At 65.4% G+C, this 18,853-nt stretch carries 17 protein-coding genes; 9 read left to right on the top strand and 8 right to left on the bottom strand.

Annotated features, from left to right (window positions below; genetic code table 11):
• The first annotated feature begins 6 nt into the window (after nucleotides 1-6).
• The 5 genes from JHL16_RS03185 to JHL16_RS03165 are packed head-to-tail and all read left to right on the top strand — an operon-like array spanning nucleotide 7 to nucleotide 2,859.
• Nucleotides 7-972 (top strand): MBL fold metallo-hydrolase, encoded by a 966-nt coding sequence (locus JHL16_RS03185; RefSeq protein ID WP_200183444.1) that lies wholly within the window; start codon nucleotides 7-9, stop codon nucleotides 970-972.
• A gap of 27 nt (nucleotides 973-999) precedes the next feature.
• Complete coding sequence (locus tag JHL16_RS03180; protein ID WP_200183443.1) at nucleotides 1,000-1,446, top strand: tetratricopeptide repeat protein; 447 nt, start codon at nucleotides 1,000-1,002, stop codon at nucleotides 1,444-1,446.
• Nucleotide 1,447: 1 nt separating this feature from the next.
• Entirely contained in the window at nucleotides 1,448-1,843 is a 396-nt protein-coding gene (locus tag JHL16_RS03175) for a DoxX family protein (protein ID WP_200183442.1), read from the top strand.
• Between the two features lie 39 nt (nucleotides 1,844-1,882).
• Nucleotides 1,883-2,356, top strand: a complete 474-nt coding sequence (locus JHL16_RS03170; RefSeq protein WP_200183441.1) for a murein hydrolase activator EnvC family protein — start codon at nucleotides 1,883-1,885, stop codon at nucleotides 2,354-2,356.
• A complete protein-coding gene (locus tag JHL16_RS03165; RefSeq protein WP_200183440.1) occupies nucleotides 2,353-2,859 on the top strand; it encodes a cupin domain-containing protein in 507 nt (168 codons plus the stop codon). The genes JHL16_RS03170 and JHL16_RS03165 overlap by 4 nt, the downstream gene beginning before the upstream one ends.
• 123 nt (nucleotides 2,860-2,982) lie before the next feature.
• Here the strand turns inward: JHL16_RS03165 and JHL16_RS03160 are convergent, their stop codons facing one another.
• Nucleotides 2,983-3,204 (bottom strand): DUF1127 domain-containing protein, encoded by a 222-nt coding sequence (locus JHL16_RS03160; protein WP_200183439.1) that lies wholly within the window; start codon nucleotides 3,202-3,204, stop codon nucleotides 2,983-2,985.
• Between the two features lie 115 nt (nucleotides 3,205-3,319).
• On the opposite strand from JHL16_RS03160, the gene gcvA reads away from it, so the two are divergent.
• A complete protein-coding gene (gene gcvA, locus JHL16_RS03155; RefSeq protein ID WP_137860357.1) occupies nucleotides 3,320-4,243 on the top strand; it encodes a transcriptional regulator GcvA in 924 nt (307 codons plus the stop codon).
• The gene (locus tag JHL16_RS03150) at nucleotides 4,243-5,184 is read left to right on the top strand and encodes an ATP-grasp domain-containing protein (RefSeq protein WP_200183438.1); all 942 of its coding nucleotides are present in this window, start codon (nucleotides 4,243-4,245) and stop codon (nucleotides 5,182-5,184) included. Before gcvA ends, JHL16_RS03150 begins: the two co-directional genes overlap by 1 nt.
• An 87-nt stretch (nucleotides 5,185-5,271) precedes the next feature.
• On the opposite strand, the gene JHL16_RS03145 is transcribed toward JHL16_RS03150, so the two are convergent.
• Both JHL16_RS03145 and JHL16_RS03140 read right to left on the bottom strand, forming a co-directional pair.
• On the bottom strand, nucleotides 5,272-6,048 hold the full coding sequence (locus JHL16_RS03145; RefSeq protein ID WP_200183437.1) for an SDR family oxidoreductase: 777 nt from the start codon (nucleotides 6,046-6,048) through the stop codon (nucleotides 5,272-5,274).
• A gap of 68 nt (nucleotides 6,049-6,116) precedes the next feature.
• A complete protein-coding gene (locus tag JHL16_RS03140) occupies nucleotides 6,117-6,494 on the bottom strand; it encodes a DUF2852 domain-containing protein (RefSeq protein ID WP_200183436.1) in 378 nt (125 codons plus the stop codon).
• A gap of 109 nt (nucleotides 6,495-6,603) precedes the next feature.
• Here JHL16_RS03140 and JHL16_RS03135 point away from each other — a divergent pair, with 109 nt between their 5' ends.
• Entirely contained in the window at nucleotides 6,604-7,587 is a 984-nt protein-coding gene (locus JHL16_RS03135; RefSeq protein WP_200183435.1) for a threonine ammonia-lyase, read from the top strand.
• Here JHL16_RS03135 and JHL16_RS03130 read toward each other — a convergent pair.
• Nucleotides 7,584-8,378: a hypothetical protein gene (locus tag JHL16_RS03130; RefSeq protein ID WP_200183434.1), complete on the bottom strand. Its 795-nt coding sequence runs from the start codon at nucleotides 8,376-8,378 to the stop codon at nucleotides 7,584-7,586. The genes JHL16_RS03135 and JHL16_RS03130 overlap by 4 nt on opposite strands.
• A 102-nt stretch (nucleotides 8,379-8,480) precedes the next feature.
• On the opposite strand from JHL16_RS03130, the gene JHL16_RS03125 reads away from it, so the two are divergent.
• Nucleotides 8,481-9,686 carry an MFS transporter gene (locus JHL16_RS03125; RefSeq protein WP_200183433.1) on the top strand — a complete coding sequence of 402 codons (1,206 nt, stop codon included), beginning with the start codon at nucleotides 8,481-8,483 and terminating at the stop codon, nucleotides 9,684-9,686.
• Here JHL16_RS03125 and dgcA read toward each other — a convergent pair.
• The 4 genes from dgcA to JHL16_RS03105 form a co-directional block, all read right to left on the bottom strand.
• Complete coding sequence (gene dgcA, locus JHL16_RS03120) at nucleotides 9,634-10,617, bottom strand: N-acetyl-D-Glu racemase DgcA (RefSeq protein ID WP_200183432.1); 984 nt, start codon at nucleotides 10,615-10,617, stop codon at nucleotides 9,634-9,636. The genes JHL16_RS03125 and dgcA overlap by 53 nt on opposite strands.
• Nucleotides 10,617-11,627, bottom strand: a complete 1,011-nt coding sequence (gene dgcN / locus JHL16_RS03115; protein WP_200183431.1) for an N-acetyltransferase DgcN — start codon at nucleotides 11,625-11,627, stop codon at nucleotides 10,617-10,619. Before dgcN ends, dgcA begins: the two co-directional genes overlap by 1 nt.
• A gap of 13 nt (nucleotides 11,628-11,640) precedes the next feature.
• Entirely contained in the window at nucleotides 11,641-12,090 is a 450-nt protein-coding gene (locus JHL16_RS03110) for a hypothetical protein (RefSeq protein ID WP_200183430.1), read from the bottom strand.
• Nucleotides 12,091-12,176: 86 nt separating this feature from the next.
• On the bottom strand, nucleotides 12,177-18,554 hold the full coding sequence (locus JHL16_RS03105; protein WP_200183429.1) for an apolipoprotein A-IV repeat region-like domain-containing protein: 6,378 nt from the start codon (nucleotides 18,552-18,554) through the stop codon (nucleotides 12,177-12,179).
• Between the last annotated feature and the right edge of the window lie 299 nt (nucleotides 18,555-18,853).

Raw genomic sequence — 18,853 nt, 5'->3', positions numbered from 1 at the left:
GTTCCCATGTATAACCTGTCCCGCCGCGTCTTCGTTCAAAGCACCGCCTTCGCCGCCGCGCTGGGGCTTACCGCCCGGCTTCACGTGCCCGCAGCCTTTGCCGGCACGGCCGACGAGCCCGCCACCGGCTTCCACAGCTACAAGGTCGGGCAGATCACGGTGACGGCGCTTTATGACGGCATCTGGAGGAAGCCACATGACCCGGCCTTCATCAAAAACGCCTCGATCGAGGAGACCAAGGCGGCGCTCGCCAAAGCCGGGCTCGTCACCAATTACGTGCCCATTCCGTTGACCGTCATCGTGCTGACGATCGGCGACCGGCATATCATGGTCGATGCGGGGTCGGGCGCGCAGTGGCAGCCGACCGCCGGTCATCTGCATACCAATATGGAGGCGGCCGGCATCGATCCGACCAAAATCGGCACGATCCTCATCTCGCATTTCCATCCTGATCATATTTACGGCCTGATGGAGAGGGTGACCGACGAGCCGGTCTATCCCAATGCCGAGCTCGTCGTGAGCAGCGCCGAATATGCGTGGTGGACCGAGCCCGGCCGCGTCGACAAATTGCCGGAAGCGCGCAAGGCGCTGGGCCAGCGCATCAACAAGGTGTTTCCGCGCTGGTCGAATTTCACTTTGGTCAGCGGGGAAAAGGAAGTCGCGCCCGGCATCCATCTCGTCAAGGCGCCAGGGCACACACCCGGACACTCGGCCTTCCTGGTGAGCTCGGGCGATCAGCAGCTCATGGTGTCGAACGACACGGCCTATGTGCCGGCGCTGTTGGCGCCGCATCCGGACTGGCAGGGCGCCTATGACCAGGACGGGCCGCTGGCGGTCGCGACACGCCGGCGGCTGATCGATCGCGTCATCGCCGACAAGATGCTGGTGGCGGGCGCGCATTTCCCGTTCCCGGGCGCCGGCACTTTCACCAAGGACGGCGCGGCTTATGCGTTCGTGCCCGTCACCCTCTGACAGCGCATTCCCACAAGGAGTTTTCCGATGAGACATCTACGCCCCATCCTCTATGCCGGCCTGTTCCTGGCCGTTGCCACACCCGCCTTCGCGGTCGATACACCGACAGCGGCAACGCCCGATCTCAGCGCCATCCGCGCCCACATCGCCGCCCAGGATTTCAAGAGCGCTATCACCGGCCTCAATGCCTTGGTCGACAGCGGCGTGCAGAATCCCGATGTCTATAATCTTCTGGGCTACAGCCTCCGGCAGAGCGGCGATCTCACCACCGCGCTCACTTTTTATCAGAAGGCGCTCGATTTCGATCCCGATCACAAGGGCGCACTCGAATATTCAGGCGAGCTTTATGTGAAGATCGGCGATCTCGGCAAAGCGCGCGCCAATGAAGCGCGGCTCAAGAAGCTCTGCCCGCAAGGCTGCGAGGAGCTCGCCGATCTGAGTGCGGCGATCACACAAGCGGCCGGGACCAATTGACATGGCAACGGCCGGCATTCCTCTCGGCGCGACGGCTGAGCTTGCCGGCCGTGTCCTTCTGGCGTCCCTGTTCGTCATCGAGGCGGCGGACAAGCTTTGGGATACAGGCGGGGCGCTCAGATACATGGCGGCCTATGGGCTGCCGGCGGCGCTCCTGCCGCTCGCCATCGCCGTCGAGCTCGGCTGCGGGATCGCGATCCTGCTCGGCTGGCGGACACAGATCGCCGCCTTTCTCCTCGCCGGCTTCTGTTTCCTGACCGCCTTGATCTTCCATGCCGATCTCGCCCAGCGGGCCCAGCAGATCCAGCTCGAAAAGGATCTGGCGCTGGCAGGCGCCCTGCTGATCCTGGCCGCGCGCGGGGCCGGGCGCTTCTCGATCGATGCCAGGTTGACGTAATTCGACGCCGTCCGGCGGGTCTGTTAATCTCGGATCGCAATGGCGCGCCTCTTCGTCGTTCTGGGTCTCATGGCCTTCGCCCTGGGGGCCGAGACAGCAGTGAATTATCTTCCGCCTTTCGCCTGGCCGGTCGTGGGGCAGGTCGTCGATGAGGATGACGGGCGGCCGAGCCCGGCGCGCGCCATCGGCATCGACATATTGGTCCCCAAGGGAACCGAGGTGCGGGCCAGCCTTGCCGGCACGGTCATCTATGCCGACAGGTCGCTCAAGACCTATGGCAATCTCGTGCTGATCCGCCACGAAGGGGGATGGGTGACGGTCTATGGCCATAATGACGAGCTCTATGTGAACCGGGGCGATGAGGTGGGAACCGGCGACGTGATCGCCAGGAGCGGCGCGAGCGGTTTTGCCGCGCGGCCACAGCTCTATTTCGAGATCCGCAAAGGGGCTGAGCCGGTCTCCGCCTTACGTTATCTGGCGCGGCTCAAGCCGCAGGAACCGGAGGACCCGTGAAGATCAGCGCGCTCAATTTTGCCGATGACGGCGATATCCCGAACCATCCGCGGTGGCCGATGATCGTCTATCAAGGCGTGATCGGGGCCGATGTGGCGGATGCTGCCCGCGCCTTCGAGCTGTTGTTCGCGCGCCATGGCTGGGGCGACGGCTGGCGCAATGGCATCTTTGCCTTTCCGCATTATCACTCGAACGCTCATGAGGTGCTCGGTATTGCGGCAGGCGAGGCGCTGGTGCGCTTCGGCGGCGCGTCAGGGCAGGAGGTCAAGGTCACGAAAGGCGATGCGGTGCTGCTGCCCGCGGGCACCGGACACCAGCGGCTCTCGGCGAGTGGCGATCTTCTGGTCATCGGCGCCTATCCGCCCGGGGCCCGTTGCGATCTCAAGCGCGCCGGCGAGGCCGACAAGGCTCAGATACGGGCGCGGATCGGCAAGGTGGCCAGGCCGGCCCAGGACCCGATCGCCGGGAACTCCGGGCCGGCCGTCACGATGTGGGAAGGCTGAAACCGCCATGAGGCCAGATACAACCTCCTCTTGAGGCCACGTCAAAATAGACAACCCGTGTTCGTACCCTGTTGTCGCAACTAACCGGTTCTGTTCGGCCGTCGGGGAACATCCGTTCCGGGTCTATTTCGCGTAAAGCTTGGCGATTTCGCGGGCGGCGACCTGCTCGATCTGGTGACGGTCGATGCCGACATCGCGCAACTGCTGGTCGCTGAGATTTTCCAGCTCGTTGACGGCGGTGAAGCGCAGGATCGACCGGCGGATACCATTGTAAAGCGAGCCTAAGAGGGCGCCGGGGGAGACACTGTGGTTCTGGGGGATCTGGTAAACCGGGCTCTTGGACATGGTCTTCATCCTTTGACAACAAGTCATTCTTGATGATCCAGAGATAGGCTGTTGTATTTACTTAAACAAACGAGTAGTTTTCATTCCATCTGATAATTTCATTTGAAGATAGACCATGGTGCGCCCCATTCCCGGGACCGGATCGCTGAGAGTCTTCGAGGCCGCCGGCCGGCATCTCAATTTCACGCGGGCGGCGGAGGAGCTGCATGTGACGCCCGCCGCCGTCAGCCATCAGATCAAGGAATTCGAGGACCAGCTCGATATCCGCCTGCTCGAGCGGACCAGCCGGTCCATGCGCCTGACATCGGCCGGTGAGACCCTCCACGCCGCCGTGACCGAGGCGCTGGCGGGGCTCACCCGCGCGGTGGGGCAGATGCAACGCCGGCGCGACAGCGCGGCCTTGCGGGTCACCGCCTCGACATCGGTCGCGGCGCGCTGGCTGGTGCCGCGGCTCGACGATTTCATGCAGTCGATGCCGGGCGTCGATGTCCGCCTCGACGTCTCGGACCGGGTGCGCGATTTCGGCCGGGACGAGATCGATGTCGCGATCCGCTTCGGCAACGGAAATTATCCCGGCCACCGCGCCGACCGGCTGTTCGACAACACGATCTTCCCGGTCTGCAGCCCGGCGCTGCTCAAGACCAAAAAGCCGCTGCTGCATCCGCGCGATCTGCTGCAGCACCGGCTCATCCATGTCGAATGGAGTGCGCCCGGGGTGATCTGGCCCAATTGGCGGATGTGGCTGCTGGCGGCGGGCGTCACCGACTACCAGGAGACCGCGGGCCTCAGGCTCGACAATTCTGGTCTCGCTTTGCAGGCGGCGATCGACGGGCAGGGCGTGGCCTTGGGCGACTCGTCGCTGGTCTCCGACGATCTGGCGGCGGGACGCCTGGTGCAGCCCTTCGCGGTGACCATCAAGGGGCCGCCGCAATTCGCCTATTACGTCATCTCGCCGGTCGAGACGCAGAATGATCCTCTGGTGCGCAGCTTCCGCGACTGGATCCTCGATGAAGCGGCGAAGACGCCGTTGGTGAAGTGATGAGCGAGCGCACGCTGATCATCATCTGCCGCAATGAGCATGATCTCGCCGATTTCAACGAGATCGCGCTCAAGGTCGCGGCCATGGCGCCCGATATCAGGCCGGTGGTGCTCAGAGCGCGCGGCGGGCAGCTGCCGCCCGCCGGCTTGTGGTCGAAGCCCGCGCTCGTCGTCGCTCTGTGCAACAGCTTCGATCTCGAGCCGCAGCGTGGCGCCGTGCTGCGCCAGCAGCGCATCTATAAGACCGATCAATATCAGCTGTTCCTGAAAGCCGGGCTTCCCACACCCAAGACCGGCGTGTTCAAATTCGGCTTGAACCCCGATCCGGCATTGTTCGGCGATTATGTCATCCTCAAGCCGTTGCGCATCAATTCAAAGGGGCTCGGCATCCATCTGGTGCGCACCAAACGCGTCGCGGCGCTGAAGCCGGCGCTCTTCAATGCCAGCCATCCGATCCACAACGACATCTATCTGATCCAGCAATTCATCGATACCGGCGACTACCCGACGCATTTCAGGGTCGAGACGCTGCTCGGCGAGGCGCTCTGCTGCCGCACGATTTTCTCCTCGCTCAAGCGGCCGTCGCTCATGGCCAGCGACCGCACGCTGCTCGACGGCCAGGTGGCGAGCAACGCGGTCGTCAAAGGCTCAAATCACACCGCCGCGGCGCGCGACGAGGAGGTCATCGCCTTCGCGAGGCGGATGGGCCAGGTTTTGCCGGACGTGCCGTTGCAAGGCTGCGATGTGCTGCGCGAGACGGGGACCGGCAAGCTCTATGCGCTCGAATGCAATCCGGGCGGCAACAGCTGGGCCTTCAGCGCGCCCGATGGCGAAAATGCGCGCCAGGCCTTTGGCGGCAAGCAGGGCATGATCGACCATCTGGGCGCCTGGGATACCGCCGCCCGCGCGCTCATCGCGCGGACCCGCAAGGATGCGCGGTAGAGCGCGAGGAGCGGCGAGCCCTTTGTGCCTGGATCATGCTTCGAGGCTCGCTACGCTCGCACCTCAGCATGAGGGGGTGGACGTGGATTACACTGCGTTGAACAATCCACCATCGACGAGAATGCTCTGGCCGGTGACGTAGCCGGCCTGCACCGAGCAGAGGAAGGCGCAGATCTCGCCGATCTCATGGGCCTCGCCGAAGCGTTTCGCCGGCACGGTCGCCTGGCGCTGCGCCGCCATGTCGGCGTCGCTCTTGCCCTGCATCTTCGCCATGCGGCCGGTCGAGTTGCGCAAGCGGTCGGTGTCGAACATGCCGGGCAGCAGATGGTTGACGGTGATGTTGTGCGCCGCGAGGTCACGCGCCGGTCCCGCCATGAAGGCGGTGAGGCCGGCGCGGGCGCCGGAGGAGAGATCGAGACCGAGGATCGGCATCTTCACCGAAACGGAGGTGATGTTGACGATGCGGCCGAATTTCTTGCGCGTCATGCCGGGCACGACCCGCTGGATGAGCTCGATCGGCGTCACCATGTTCTGGACGACGCCGGCGAGCAGCGCCTCGCGATCGAGCTCGCGGAAATCGCGCAGCGGCGGGCCGCCATTGTTGTTGATGAGAATATCGGGCTCGGGGCAGGCGGCGAGCAGGGCGTCCTGTCCCTCCTTCGTGCCGACATCGGCGATGATGGCGGTGACCTGGGCGCCGGTCGCCTTCACGATCTCGTCGCGGGTTGCGGCGAGAGCCTTCTCATCGCGGCCATTGATGACGATGGCGACGCCTTCACGCGCCAGCGACAAGGCACAGGCCTTGCCGAGGCCGCGGCTCGAGGCGCAGACAATGGCCGTGCGGCCCTTCAATCCCAGATCCATTCCGTGCTCCCAATAAAAAACCCGGCTCGATGAAGCCGGGTTCTCGCATGGTGCTGTCTTCTGTTCAATCAGGATTGCGTCCGGCGCTCCGCCATGAAACGCTCGAACTCCTCACGGTCGCGCGCCTCGCGCAGGCGCTTGAGATGCTCGGCGAATTCGGCCTGCTCGGCTTCGAGGCGCTGCAGCGTCTCGGCGCGGTAGGCATCGAAGGCGGCATTGCCGGAAGAACTCTTCTGGAAGCCGCGATAGAAACCGCTGCCGCCGCGCCGGCCGAAGGTCTCGCGCAGCTTCTGCGCGCCTTCATCGGCAAGGCGGTCGACGGGGCCCGCCCACAGCGTATAGGCCAGGGCGGCGAGGCCAAGCGGCCACCACACGATGAAACCGGCGACGACGGCCAGAATGCTCAAGGGTGTCCAGCGGCCGCAGCGCGATTGTGACGATGTCATTGCTGATCCTCCTCCGATCAAATTGCATGGCAGATATGGGAAGGGCGGCGGCCGGTTCAAGGGACGGCCTGGTGGCGTGACCAAGCGGAATGGGGTAATTGGCTGAACCATGAGACAAATCCCCACCATCGATGATGTCGTCGACGCCCGGGCCCGGCTTGCCGGGCAAGCCGTCGTTACGCCACTCCTGGAATCGGCCGCACTGAACGCGCGCGTCAAGGGCAGGGTGCTGATCAAGGCGGAGAACCTGCAGCGCACCGGCTCGTTCAAGTTCCGCGGCGCCTGGAACTGCATCTCGCGCCTGACCGCGGAGACGGCGAGAGGCGGCGTGGTCGCCTATTCCTCCGGCAATCATGCGCAAGGTGTCGCCGCGGCGGCGGCGCTGATGAAGCTGCCGGCGCTCATCGTGATGCCCGTCGACACGCCCGAGATCAAGAAAGCCAATACACGCTCCTATGGCGCCGAGGTGGTGACCTATGACCGCGTCCGCGAGAACCGCGAGGAGATCGCCGGGCGGATCGCGACGGAGCGCGGCGCCGTCATCGTGCCGCCCTTCGAGCATCCGCAGATCATCGCCGGACAAGGCACGAGCGGACTGGAGCTCGTGGAGCAGGCTGCCGAACGTGGCGCCAAGCTCGATGCCGTGCTGGCGCCGGTGAGCGGCGGCGGCCTCATCGCCGGCATTTCGCTCGCGGTGAAAGCGCGTTCGCCCGGGACGCAGATCCACAGCGTGGAGCCGGAAGGTTTCGACGATCATGCCCGCTCGCTCGCCAGCGGCAAACGCGAGCGCAATGCCAAAGCGTCAGGCTCGATCTGCGACGCGCTGCTGTCGCCCGAGCCGGGCGAGCTCACTTTCGCGGTCAATCAGAGCCGGCTCGGCGCCGGCCTCGTCGTCAGCGAGGCGGAGGTACGGCGGGCGATGGTTTTCGCCTTCCATCATTTGAAACTGGTGATCGAGCCGGGCGGCGCGGTCGGCCTCGCCGCGGTGCTTTCAGGCAAGATCGCCACCGAAGGCCGCACGATCGCGCTCATTGCTTCCGGCGGCAATGTCGATCCGGCCCTCTTCGCCGAAATCCTGATAGCTAAAGATTAGCCTGTCAGCGGGATGTCGAGCGGCTCGTTCTTGCCGCGCCGGATGACGACGATGCGCGGCTTTTCCGCGGATGCGGCGGCCTGTGTCGCCTTATCCATTTCGGCGGCGAGGTCGAGCGGGGGAGGTTCGGATGGCGCCTCGGGCGGCACCGTGAACAGATCCTCGTCGCGGGAGAAGTAGGGCATCTGCCGCCCCGCCAGGGGAGCCTCTTCCACCTCGGCCGAGAAGCCGGTCAGCGTATTGTCGATCTCGCTTAAAAGTCCCATCGCCTTGGCGATACGCTCGCTCAGCACCTCCTGCGACCAGGACAGGTTTTCGAGAGAACGGGCATTGGCCTCGACCGCCTCGACATGCTCCTCGTCGGCCGTTGCCGCTTTCAAACCGCCGGCAATGACGCGCAGGCTCATCGACCGCTTGGTGATTTCGTGGCCCATCGACTTGGCGTCGGCGGTGATGTGATCATAAAGCGCGCTGTCGGCCGGCAGATAGCCGCCATCAGGCAAAAGGTCATTGTGGGTCGAGGCGATCTCGGAGCGCGCCGCCTTGATGGTCGAGGCGAGCTGGCCGATATCGGGCAATGGCCGGTCGGGCTTGATCGGGTTCGTTGACGCAACGTTTTCGAGCTTCTTCAGGGCGTCGAGCAGCATCATCGTGTCGGCCGCCCGGTTGCGCTTCGCATATTCGGACAGAAACCAGCGCCCGCGCGCCGATTCCATGACGGCACTTTCGAGCGCCTCATACTGCCCAGGCGGAAAAACAACCGCGCCAGAACCCTGACCGGGCGAACTCATCCCTTACTCCCGCTACTCACACACACCGAGCTCGGCCTGATTATTCTGGAAACTGGTTAGCGTTTCGTTTAGAGGCTGAAACCTCCGTCTCCCACGGCGCCGATGCAGCCTCAGGCCCTCAATTTCCGCCTCTGTTTCTTCATGTCCTTCCTGTTCTTAGGCTTGGGCGTGCAATTGCCGTTTTTGCCCCTGTGGCTGGCCGATCGCGGCCTCAGCACCGCGGAAATCGCCGCCGTCCTGTCGGGCCAGATCATCGTGCGCATGTTCGGGGCGCCGCTCGGGACTTTCCTCGCCGACCGCTATGGAAGGCCGATCATCCTGGTGCGGCTGGGGGCGCTCGCCTGCGCGGCGAGCTATCTGCTGTTGAGCTTCATGGGCGATTTCATCACCATCTTCCCGGTGGCGGTGATGGCGTCCATCGTCCTGTCGCCGGTGGGGCCCATCGCCGAAAACTTCGCCATCGTCGAAAGCGCCAAGGCCGGTCTCGATTACGGGCGGCAAAGGCTGTGGGCGTCGGTGAGCTTCATCGTCGGCACGCTGGTCGCGGGCTTCGCGCTCGAATGGATGGCGACGGCGCAGGCGGTGCTGCTGATCGCGGTGAGCTATCTGGCGCTCGCCGCCGCGAGCCTGGCTCTGCCGGACAAGCGGCCGCAGAAAGCCGATAGTGCCGGAGCGCCCGCCATCAGGGTCAGGCCCGCCGACGTGCTGCAGCTCTTCCGCTCCAAGGTCTTCATCATCTTCCTGACGGCGGTCAGCATCGCGCAAGCGAGCCACGCGCTGCTCTACGGCTTCGGCTCGCTCCATTGGGAGCAGCTCGGCCATTCCAAGGCGATCATCGGCATATTATGGGGCATCGGCGTCTCGGCCGAGGTGGTGTTCTTCTTCTTCTCAGGGCGGCTCGTGCCGCGCTTTGCGCCGACCGTGCTGATCCTCATCGGCTGCCTGGCCGGAATCCTGCGCTGGACGGTCACCGCGTTCGACCCGGCGCTCTGGCTGCTGATGCCGCTGCAGGCGCTGCACGCTCTCACCTTCGCGCTCGCCCATTTCGGCACGATGCGTTTCCTGCTGCTCTACATGCCGGCGCATTTGCGCAATTCGGCGCAAGGGCTTTACGCCGCCTGCTCGGGCGGCCTGTTCATGATGCTGGCGACGGTGGCGGCGGGACCGCTGTTCGAGGCCTATGCCGGCCATGCCTATTGGGCGATGGCGGCGATGTCGCTCGCCGCCTCGGCACTCGCATTTGCGCTGCTGCGCCTTACCCCCACAGGGCCTTTGGCGGCGGACTCATCAGGCTTCCGGCAAAGTTGATGCCGGGCACGCGGTCGTTCTTCAGGAGCAGGGGCCCGTCGAGATCGACGAACTCGGCAAACTGAGCGAGCAGCATCGCCGGCGCCATGGCGAGCGAGGTCGCCAGCATGCAGCCGACCATGATCTTGATATTGTTGTCGCGGGCAGCGCGAGCGAGCTCCAACGCCCCGGTCAGGCCGCCGGTCTTGTCGAGCTTGATGTTGAGGGCGTCATATTTGCCGATCAGCTTCCGGATGCCCGCCGCGTCATGGGCGGATTCATCGGCGCAGATGACCACCTTGCGGTCGATATCGCGCAAGGCGTCGTCGGCCGATGCGGGCAGGGGCTGCTCGACCAGCTCGATCTGGGCCTTGGCGCAGGCCGCCAGCATGCGCGGCAGCACGGCTTCGCTCCAGCCTTCATTGGCATCGACGATGAGCCGCGCCTTGGGCGCCGCCCGGCGGATGGCGTCGATACGCTCCTCGTCACCCTCGCGGCCGAGCTTGAGCTTGAGCAACGGGCGGTCGGCGGCATTGGCCGCCGCCTTCGCCATGGCTTCCGGCGTGTCGAGGCTCAGCGTGTAGGCGGTGACGACCGGCGTCGGCTCGGCGATCCCGGCGAGCTGCCAGACCGGCTTGCCGGCGCGTTTCGCCTCGAGATCCCACAAAGCGCAGTCGAGCGCGTTGCGCGCCGCCTTGGGTGCGACATGGCGCGCGATATCGGCGCGTTCGAGACCGCTCTCGATGGCGCCCTTCGCCGCTTCGAGGGCGGCGAGGACCTGCGGCACCGTCTCCTCATAACGCGGATAGGGCACACATTCGCCGCGCCCGGTGACGCCGCCTTCGGTCAAAGTGACGACGACGACATCGGCGGCGGTCTTGGAGCCGCGCGAGATGGTGAAAGAGCCGGCGATCGGCCAGCTCTCATGAGCGATCTCGACCTGCCGCGACATCAGGCGTGATAACGCTTCTGCAGGAGGTCGACGATCGGTCCGGTGCCGGTGCGGATCGGGTCGACTGAGGGCAGGCCGTGCTCCTTGCCCGTGCGCTCGAGGAGAGCGAGCGCGTCCTTCTCGGCGAGATGCTCGGTATTGATGGCGATGCCGACGCAGGCGATCTTGGGGTTGGTCAGCCGGCCCTCGACGATGGTGCGCTCGATCACGTCGGCGATCGACGGCAGCGCATGCTCGACGCCGCGCATCTTGGTTCGGGTCGGCTCATGGCAGACGACGAAGGCATCGGGCTGGGCGCCATGGAGAAGGCCCAGCGTCACGCCGGCGAAGGAGGGGTGGAACAGCGAGCCCTGGCCCTCGATGACGTCCCAATGGTCCGCATCATTGGCCGGGCTCAGCCATTCGGCGGCGCCGGCGATGAAATCGGCGATGACGGCGTCAAGCGCGATGCCGCGGCCCGAGATCAGGACGCCGGTCTGGCCGGTGGCGCGGAAATCCGACTTCATGCCGCGGGCACGCATTTCCTTGTCGAGGGCGAGGGTGGTGTATTTCTTGCCGACCGAGCAATCGGTGCCGACCGCGAGCAGGCGCAGACCCGGCCGCTTGGTGCCCTTGCCGGTGGCGAAGGTCATGTCGGTATAGCGCACGTCATGGAGCTTGCGACCGTTGCGTTTCGCGGCTTCCGCAATCTCCGGTATGGTGCCCAGACGCTTATGCAGGCCGGTCGCCACATCGAGGCCCTGGTTGAGCGCCTCGACGATGCGGGCCACCCAATGGTCGGGCAGAACGCCACCGGCATTGGCGACGCCGACCACCATGGTCTTGGCGCCCTTCGCGGCGGCTTCGGCGATCGTCACGTCCTTCAGCCCGCAATCGGCCTTGCAGCCTTCGAGGCGCATCTGGCCGACGCACCAGTCCGGGCGCCAGTCGACGACGCCTTGCGCGGTCTTGGCCGCAAGCTGGTCTTTCACATCTCCCAGGAAAAGGAGATAGGGCTTGGCAATATCCATCTGTCGCTACCTGTTATTGCGGGCTGATGCGCCCTGAGGCCTGTGCGAGCAGCAGGTAGAGCTTTCCTGATTCCGATGCAAGGGAGGCGTCGACCAGATTGTCGCCCTGTGGGGTTTCCGCAAGGGCGTCGAGCAGGCGCTCGAACAGCCGCACATAGGCATCGACCCGGCCGCGCACCAGCCGTTCTTCCCGGTAGCGCCGCTCGATGAGCTTGGGCAGGCGGCGGCCGCGATCCTCGAGCAGATTCTGGGTGTAGATGTCCTCGGCACCCGCCGAGAAGCGTTTCTCCAGATCGCGCGGCAGCTCGGTGTCGATCGCCTCGACGATATCGCGGGCGGCGGCGTGGAGCTTGTGGACTAGCGTCTCGGCCTCGCGGCCCAAGGCGCGTGAGAGCTGCGGCGCCTTGGCCTTGCGCTCCGTGCCATTGGCCGGCTTCGGCTCATCCTCGAGGCGGCCCCGCAATTGGGCCGGGGGCTCGTCTGTGCTCCGCGTGGTCTCTCTTTTCTGGGCGCCTGAGGTCCGCGGGGGAGCGTCAGACCCGGCGCCTGCTATTTTCCCGCGCCGGACCCTCGTCCGGTCGGCATGAATATGCCCGGGCCTGAGAGATCAAGCGCGCTCGACTGCTTCTTCACCACATCGGCGAGGGCGTTGAGCGCCGAGATCTGATCGGCCACCACGCGGCGCATGGCGTCGGCATTGGCGCGCGTCTCGTCGGGGAGATCGAAGATGGCGCGCTTCAGCTCGTTGCGGGCATATTCGATGTCCTTGACCACCTGCTGGGCGGTGACGCGCATCTCCTGCGCCGTCTGCTGGAAGCCGGTGGCGGTCTCGGCCATCATCTGGTTCATGGCGCCGACGGCACGCTCATGCTGCTCGCGCATGACGCGGGCGGCATTGGATATCTGCAGGTCGGAGGAGGATTCGAGCTTGCGGATCTCCTTCTCCAGATTGGACGCGACCTGCGTCGTGTTCTCGGAGATGAACTTGCCGACCTCGAGGGAACGGCGCTCGGCCGAACCCAGCGATTCCTCGATGTGGCCCAGGAAACCGCGCATCATCTGATCGACATCCTGGGCGCGTTTGCCCAGCGCGTCGACGAGGCCGCCCAAAGTATCCTCGCGGCTGGAGAGCATGCGCTCCATGTCGAGGTTGAACTTGTCGAGCGACTTCTGCACCACGCCCGACACGTCCTCGAGACGCTCGGAGATGCGGCTGCCGGCGCCTTCGAGCTTGCCGGTGAGCTGCAGGCTGATGCCTTCCAGGCGCTCGTCGATGTTGGTCGCGGTCGTGGAGAGCTGGTTGGCGAGGAAGGAGTTGGCGGTCTCCAGATGCTTGGAGAACTTGCCGCCGGCTTCCTCGAGCTTCTTGGTCGAGCCTTGCGAGCTGCGCTCGAAGTCGCGCGCCGCCCGGTCGATGTGATCGGCGAGGAGGCCGGTCTGCTGCTCGAACTGGCCGGAGACCTGCAGCGTCGTCTGGCCGAGGCTCTCCGAGAAGGCGTCCGACGCCTTGCCCAGGTTGGTGATGATGTTGGTGCTGGCGCTGTCGAGCGTCTGGGCGAAGGAGAGGCTGGCGCCCTCCATGCGGCCCGAGACATCGGTGGTGATCTTGTCGAGAAGATCGGTGGCCACGTCGAAGCGTTCGCCCAGATCGCGCACGGTGTTGTCGATGCGCGAGAACATCTTGTTGCCGGCGTTGTCGAGGCGCTCGGCGACGTCGGAGGCCGTCGATTCGAGGCGCTCGGTCATCGCGTTGCGGGTCGTGTCGAGCTGATCGAAGATGCGCGAGGAGGTTTCCTCGAGCTGCTGCGTCATCTGGCCCGAAGTGAGGCTCAGCTGGCCGCCGATACGGCCGGAAGCCGTGTCGAGCTGCGAGAAGAGCTGCGCCGAGGTGCTTTCGAGCTGCGTCGTCAGGCGCTCGGAGGTCTCGGAGAGCTGCGATCCCAGGTCGTCCGAGGTGCGGTTCAGCTGCGAGAAGAGCTGCGCCGCGGTGCTTTCGAGCGTCGACGTCAGGCGGCCCGAGGTCTCGTCGAGCTGCGAGGTGAGCAGCGTCGAGGTATCGCGCAGGTCCTTGGCGAGGTCGCCGGCGACGCGGCCGACGCTCGAGGTGACGAGGGTGGCGGTGCCGCTGATATGGTCGGTGATGCGGTTGGTCGTCTCCTCGAGCTGCGTGGTGAGCTGGCCCGAGGTGTTCTCGAGACGGCCGAACAGCTGCTGGGTGGTCTGCTCGAGCTGCGAGGTGAGGTCGCCCGAGGAGCGCTCCAGCCGGCCGAACAGCTGATGGGTGGTCTCTTCGAGCCTGCCGGTCATCTGCGAGGAGGCGTTTTCGAGCAGGTTGAAGACGTCGTCGCGGGCCCGCGCCACGTTCTGGACGAAGTCGCCCGACACGCCGATGAGCTTTTCGGTGACGATGCCGCCGACGCCCTCGATGTTCTGCGACACGGCGATGCCGGAGTCCTGCATCTGCCGCGTGACGATGTCGGAGGTCTCGCGGATATGCGAGGTGATCGCCTGGCCGGTCGAGGCGACGAGGTCGGTGACGGCGGAGCCCGTGGCCTGCAGGTCGGTGGTGATGCCGGTGGCGGTGTCGCGCAAGCGCGCATAGACGCCGTTGGTCGTCTCGTCGATCTTGCCGGTGATCGCCGTCGCGGTGGCGCCCATATGGCCGAAGAGGCGCTCGGCCGCTTCCTCGATGCGGCTCTCCATCGCTTGAGACGAGTCGCCGATGACGCCGGCGAGTCGGGTGGCGGATTCGTCGAGCTTGGAGGTGACGAGGGAGGTCTGATCGCCCAGCACGTTGAAGAAGCGGGTGGTGGTGTCCTCCACCTTGCCGGTGATCTCGGTGCCCGCCACGTTGAGCTGGTTGAGAATGCTGGCGGCCGCCTGATCCATGCTGGAGACGAGCTGCGAGCTCGACATGTTGAGATGGCCGACGACGCGGCCCGAGGTCTCGTCGACCCGGTTGATCAGCTTGTCGCTCGCCGCGGCGATCGTCGAGGCGGCGAGATCGGTCGAGGCGTTGAGACGCTCGACCATCGCGTGGCTGTTCTCCTCGATGCCGCCATGGATCGTCTGCGCGGTCTCGTCGAGCTTGGCGAACAGGCGGCTGGTCGAATCGTCGAGGCGGCCGGCCAGATGCATGCCGGCATCGTCGACGAGGCTGGTGAGGCCGGTACGGGTGCGCTCGACATGGTCGATGTAGCCCTTGAGCGAGTTTTCGAGGCTCTCCGTCATGCCGGAATGGGTGCGGTCGACATGATCGACATAGTTCTTGAGCGACGTATCGATGCCCTCGGTCAGGCCGAGGCGGGTGCGTTCGACATGATCGACATACTCCCTGAGCGCCATGTCGAGGCCCTGGGCGAGGCCCGAACGGCTGGTGTCGATGGCGCCGAGCAGCTTGGCGCTCGAGGTCGAAATCGTCGAGGCGGCGAGATCGGTGGACGCAGCGAGGCGCTCCACCATCGCGTTGCTGTTCTCCTCGATGCCGATATGGATGGAGCGTGCGGCGTCGTCGAGCTTCGAGAAGAGGCGGGTGGTCGAGTCGTCCACGCGATTGGCGATCTCGGTGCCGGCCTCGTCGACATAGGCGGTGAGGCCGGTGCGGGCGCGCTCGACCTGATCGACATAGCTCTTGATGATGCTCTCGAGTCCGTCGGTCATGCCGGCGCGGCTCGTCTCCACCAGCTTGATCAACTGAGCGCTGGACAGGCCGATGGCCTCGGCGGCGGCGCTGGTCGACGCACTGAGGCGCTCGACCATGACATTGCCGTTCTCCTCGATGCCGACATGGATGGCGCGCGAGGCCTCGTCGAGCTTGGCGAAGAGACGGCCGGTCTGGTCGTCGAGACGGGTGACGATCTCGCCGATGGCCTCGGTGGAGGCGCCGGTCGAAGCGGCCAGGCGCTCGACGAGGGCGTTGCCGTTCTCTTCGATGCCGACATGGATGGCGCGCGTGGCGTCATCGAGCTTGGTGAAGAGGCGGCCGGTCGAGTCGTCGACGCGGTTGGCGATTTCGCCGCCCGCCTCGTCGACATAGGTGGCGAGCTCGGTGCGGGCACGCTCGACCTGATCGACATAGTTCTTGATGATGCTCTCGAGGCCGTCGGTCATGCCGGCGCGGCTGGTCTCGACCAGCTTGACCAACTGGGCACTGGACAGGCCGATGGCCTGAGCAGCCGCCGTGGTCGAGCTGTTGAGACGCTCCACCATGACATTGCCGTTCTCTTCGATGCCGACCTGAATGGCGCGCGCGGCGTCATCGAGCTTGGTGAAGAGGCGGCCGGTCTGGTCGTCGAGACGGGTGATGATCTCACCCATGGCTTCGGTTGTGGCACCGCTCGACGCGGCGAGGCGCGCCACGAGCGCATTGCCGTTGTCCTCGATACCGCCATTGATGGCGCGTGAGGCATCGTCGAGCTTGGCGAAGAGGCGGCCGGTCTGGTCGTCGAGACGGGAGACGATCTCACCCATTGCCTCGGTGGAGGCGCCGCTCGACGCGGCAAGGCGCGCGACGAGGGCATTGCCGTTCTCCTCAAGGCCGACATGGATGGCGCGCGAGGCGTCGTCGAGCTTGGCGAAGAGGCGGCCGGTCTGATCGTCGAGACGGGTGACGATCTCGCCGATGGCTTCGGTCGAAGCACCGCTCGAGGCGACGAGCCGTTCGAAGAGGGCGTTGCCATTTTCCTCGATGCCGACATGGATGACGCGCGCGGCGTCGTCGAGCTTGGCGAAGAGGCGGGTGGTCGAATCATCGACGCGGTTGGCGATCTCGCCGCCCGCTTCGTCGACATAGGTGGCGAGGCCGGTACGGGCGCGCTCAACCTGGTCGATATAGTTCTTGATGATGCTTTCGAGGCCGTCGGTCATGCCGGCGCGGCTGGTCTCGACCAGGGTGACGAGCTTGGCGCTCGCCGCGCTGATGGCAGCGGCGGCGGCGCTGGTCGAGGTGTTGAGGCGCTCGACCATGACGTTGCTGTTGTCCTCGATGCCGACATGGATGGCACGCGAGGCGTCGTCGAGCTTGGTGAACAGGCGGCCGGTCGAATCGTCGACGCGGGCGGCGATCTCGCCGCCGGCCTGCTCGACATAGGCGGCAAGCCCGGTGCGGGCGTTCTCGACCTGGTCGATATAGTTCTTGATGATGCCTTCGAAGCCGTCGGTCATGCCGGCGCGGCTGGTTTCGACGAGGGCGACGAGCTTGGCGCTGGCCGCGCTGATGGCAGCGGCGGCGGCATTGGTCGAGCCGTTGAGGCGCTCGACCATGACGTTGCTGTTGTCCTCGATGCCGACATGGATGGCGCGCGAGGCGTCGTCGAGCTTGGTGAACAGGCGGCCGGTCGAATCATCGACGCGGGCGGCGATCTCGCCACCGGCCTGCTCGACATAGGCGGCAAGGCTCGAGCGGGCGTTCTCGACCTGCTCGACATAGTTCTTGATGATGCCTTCGAGGCCGTTGGTCATGCCGGCGCGGCTGGTCTCGACCAGATTGACGAGCTTGTTGCTCGACTGGGTGATGGCAGTGGAGGCGGCCTCGGTCGACTGCGTCAGGCGGTCGACGAGCGTGTTGCCGTTCTCCTCGATGCCGACATGGATCGAGCGCGACGCCTCATCGAGCTTGGCGAAGAGGCGGCTGGTCGAGTCCTCGACCCGGCCGGCGATCTGCTCGCTCGCCTGCTCGACGAAGGTGGTGAGGCCGGTGCGGGCCTGGTCGACCTGATCGACGTAATTCTTGACCACGCCTTCGAGACCGTCGGTCATGCCGGCGCGGCTCGTTTCGATCTGCTGGGAGACGGAGAGGCCGGACTTCTCGATCTGCTCGGCGACTTCCTGCGAGGTGGCCTTGAGATGATAGACGATATTGCCGCTGGCCGACTGGAGAAGCTCGGTGAGCTGGGTGCCGGCGGTGCGGATCTGATCGCTCGACGAGGCGGTCGCCTGGTCGATCGTATGGGCGATCTGGCCGTTGATATTGGTGAGCTCGCCGATGCTGGAGCGCAGCAAGTCGACGACATTCGACTCCATGCCCTGGATGCGCATGCCGAAATTGCTCGATTCGGCGTTGAGCGAGCCCGTCGCATTGGCGAGGATACCGATCTGCTCGGTCAGATGCTCGGAGAACTTGCGCAGCTCGGTGACGAAGATCGAGGAGGAGCGCTCCATATTGGCGGCCTGGCCGGAGATCTCGGAGCCGGCGACGGAGGCGCGCGAGGCGACCTCGTCGATGGTACGGGCAAGCTCGACCGTCGTCGACTTCAACCCATGCTCGAGATGGGAGAGGGTCGACTGGGCGTTGGAGATGATCGAATCGAGATTCTGGGTGTTGGTTTCGAGGCGCGCCAGGACCGGATTGGTCTCGGTGCCGATCACGACGCCGGCCTGCTGCAAAGCGGCGCGCTGGTTCTCGAGGCCGGCGACGAGGGTGCGGATACGCTCCTCATTGCCGCCGAAGGCGCGCTCGATGGCGGCGATTTCCTTGTGGACGATGCCTTCGAGCTCCGAAGCGCGGGTGACCGCGTGCTCGACGCCGCCGACCAGGATGTCGACTTCGGAGCGCACCGCCTGGGCGATGGAGGCCAGGCCGTCGGAGGCGATGTCCTGCGGCCGGACGAGGCGCATGGACGTATGAACCAATACCTCAGAAACATGGCGCAAGTGCTGGGCCCGCCTGACGAACCAGGCGAGCGTCCAGACGATCGCAAGGGGCAGGCCGAGGATCGCCAGCGCCGTCATGGTCTGCGGCATGGCCTGCTGCGTGAACGGGTTCGGCTTGTCGAGAATGGTCGGGCTGAAGCTCCAGAACCACAGGAAGACCCAGGCGAGCGACAGCACGAAGGCCACATAGAACGGCGCGAAAGAGGGCCTGCGGCGCAGGCTCGCGGTCATCGCCGCGGACGCCGGCTCGTTTTCATTGGCGGGACGGTTGCGCATTGGCGCTTCCCGGCTGGCACCCACATCGGCGTCGCGCCGATTATTGTCGCCCGCACGGCCTTGCTGACGCCGCTGCGAACGGCGCGTATCACTCGGATTGTTTACCATACCTGTACCCGCACAACTTCCCTGTTATGTCGACGGAACTTACATTTCCGTCCGACCCCAGTCCCACCCGGTTGGCCGTCCCGACTGCGCGCCGAGTGCCCATCCGCGCGCAGGGGATTGCGGACCGTATCCGGGACTTGCCGGACGGCCCGCTTAGACTTCTTATATTACCTCATCGGGAGTCCCGCTTG

Origin of the sequence: Taklimakanibacter albus (assembly GCF_016595235.1) — a bacterium.
In the GTDB taxonomy this organism is placed as follows: Bacteria; Pseudomonadota; Alphaproteobacteria; order Rhizobiales; family Aestuariivirgaceae; genus Taklimakanibacter; species Taklimakanibacter albus.
This window is presented reverse-complemented; position numbering and strand designations above follow the sequence as displayed.

Bases quoted from the DNA above. Each gene is read 5' to 3' on its own strand.
- JHL16_RS03185 (WP_200183444.1), top strand. From the start codon at position 7: ATGTATAACCTGTCCCGCCGCGTCTTCGTTCAAAGCACCGCCTTCGCC.
- JHL16_RS03180 (WP_200183443.1), top strand. From the start codon at position 1,000: ATGAGACATCTACGCCCCATCCTCTATGCCGGCCTGTTCCTGGCCGTT.
- JHL16_RS03175 (WP_200183442.1), top strand. From the start codon at position 1,448: ATGGCAACGGCCGGCATTCCTCTCGGCGCGACGGCTGAGCTTGCCGGC.
- JHL16_RS03170 (WP_200183441.1), top strand. From the start codon at position 1,883: ATGGCGCGCCTCTTCGTCGTTCTGGGTCTCATGGCCTTCGCCCTGGGG.
- JHL16_RS03160 (WP_200183439.1), bottom strand. From the start codon at position 3,204: ATGTCCAAGAGCCCGGTTTACCAGATCCCCCAGAACCACAGTGTCTCC.
- gcvA (WP_137860357.1), top strand. From the start codon at position 3,320: ATGGTGCGCCCCATTCCCGGGACCGGATCGCTGAGAGTCTTCGAGGCC.
- JHL16_RS03150 (WP_200183438.1), top strand. From the start codon at position 4,243: ATGAGCGAGCGCACGCTGATCATCATCTGCCGCAATGAGCATGATCTC.
- JHL16_RS03145 (WP_200183437.1), bottom strand. From the start codon at position 6,048: ATGGATCTGGGATTGAAGGGCCGCACGGCCATTGTCTGCGCCTCGAGC.
- JHL16_RS03140 (WP_200183436.1), bottom strand. From the start codon at position 6,494: ATGACATCGTCACAATCGCGCTGCGGCCGCTGGACACCCTTGAGCATT.
- JHL16_RS03135 (WP_200183435.1), top strand. From the start codon at position 6,604: ATGAGACAAATCCCCACCATCGATGATGTCGTCGACGCCCGGGCCCGG.
- JHL16_RS03130 (WP_200183434.1), bottom strand. From the start codon at position 8,378: ATGAGTTCGCCCGGTCAGGGTTCTGGCGCGGTTGTTTTTCCGCCTGGG.
- JHL16_RS03125 (WP_200183433.1), top strand. From the start codon at position 8,481: ATGCAGCCTCAGGCCCTCAATTTCCGCCTCTGTTTCTTCATGTCCTTC.
- dgcA (WP_200183432.1), bottom strand. From the start codon at position 10,617: ATGTCGCGGCAGGTCGAGATCGCTCATGAGAGCTGGCCGATCGCCGGC.
- dgcN (WP_200183431.1), bottom strand. From the start codon at position 11,627: ATGGATATTGCCAAGCCCTATCTCCTTTTCCTGGGAGATGTGAAAGAC.
- JHL16_RS03105 (WP_200183429.1), bottom strand. From the start codon at position 18,554: ATGCGCAACCGTCCCGCCAATGAAAACGAGCCGGCGTCCGCGGCGATG.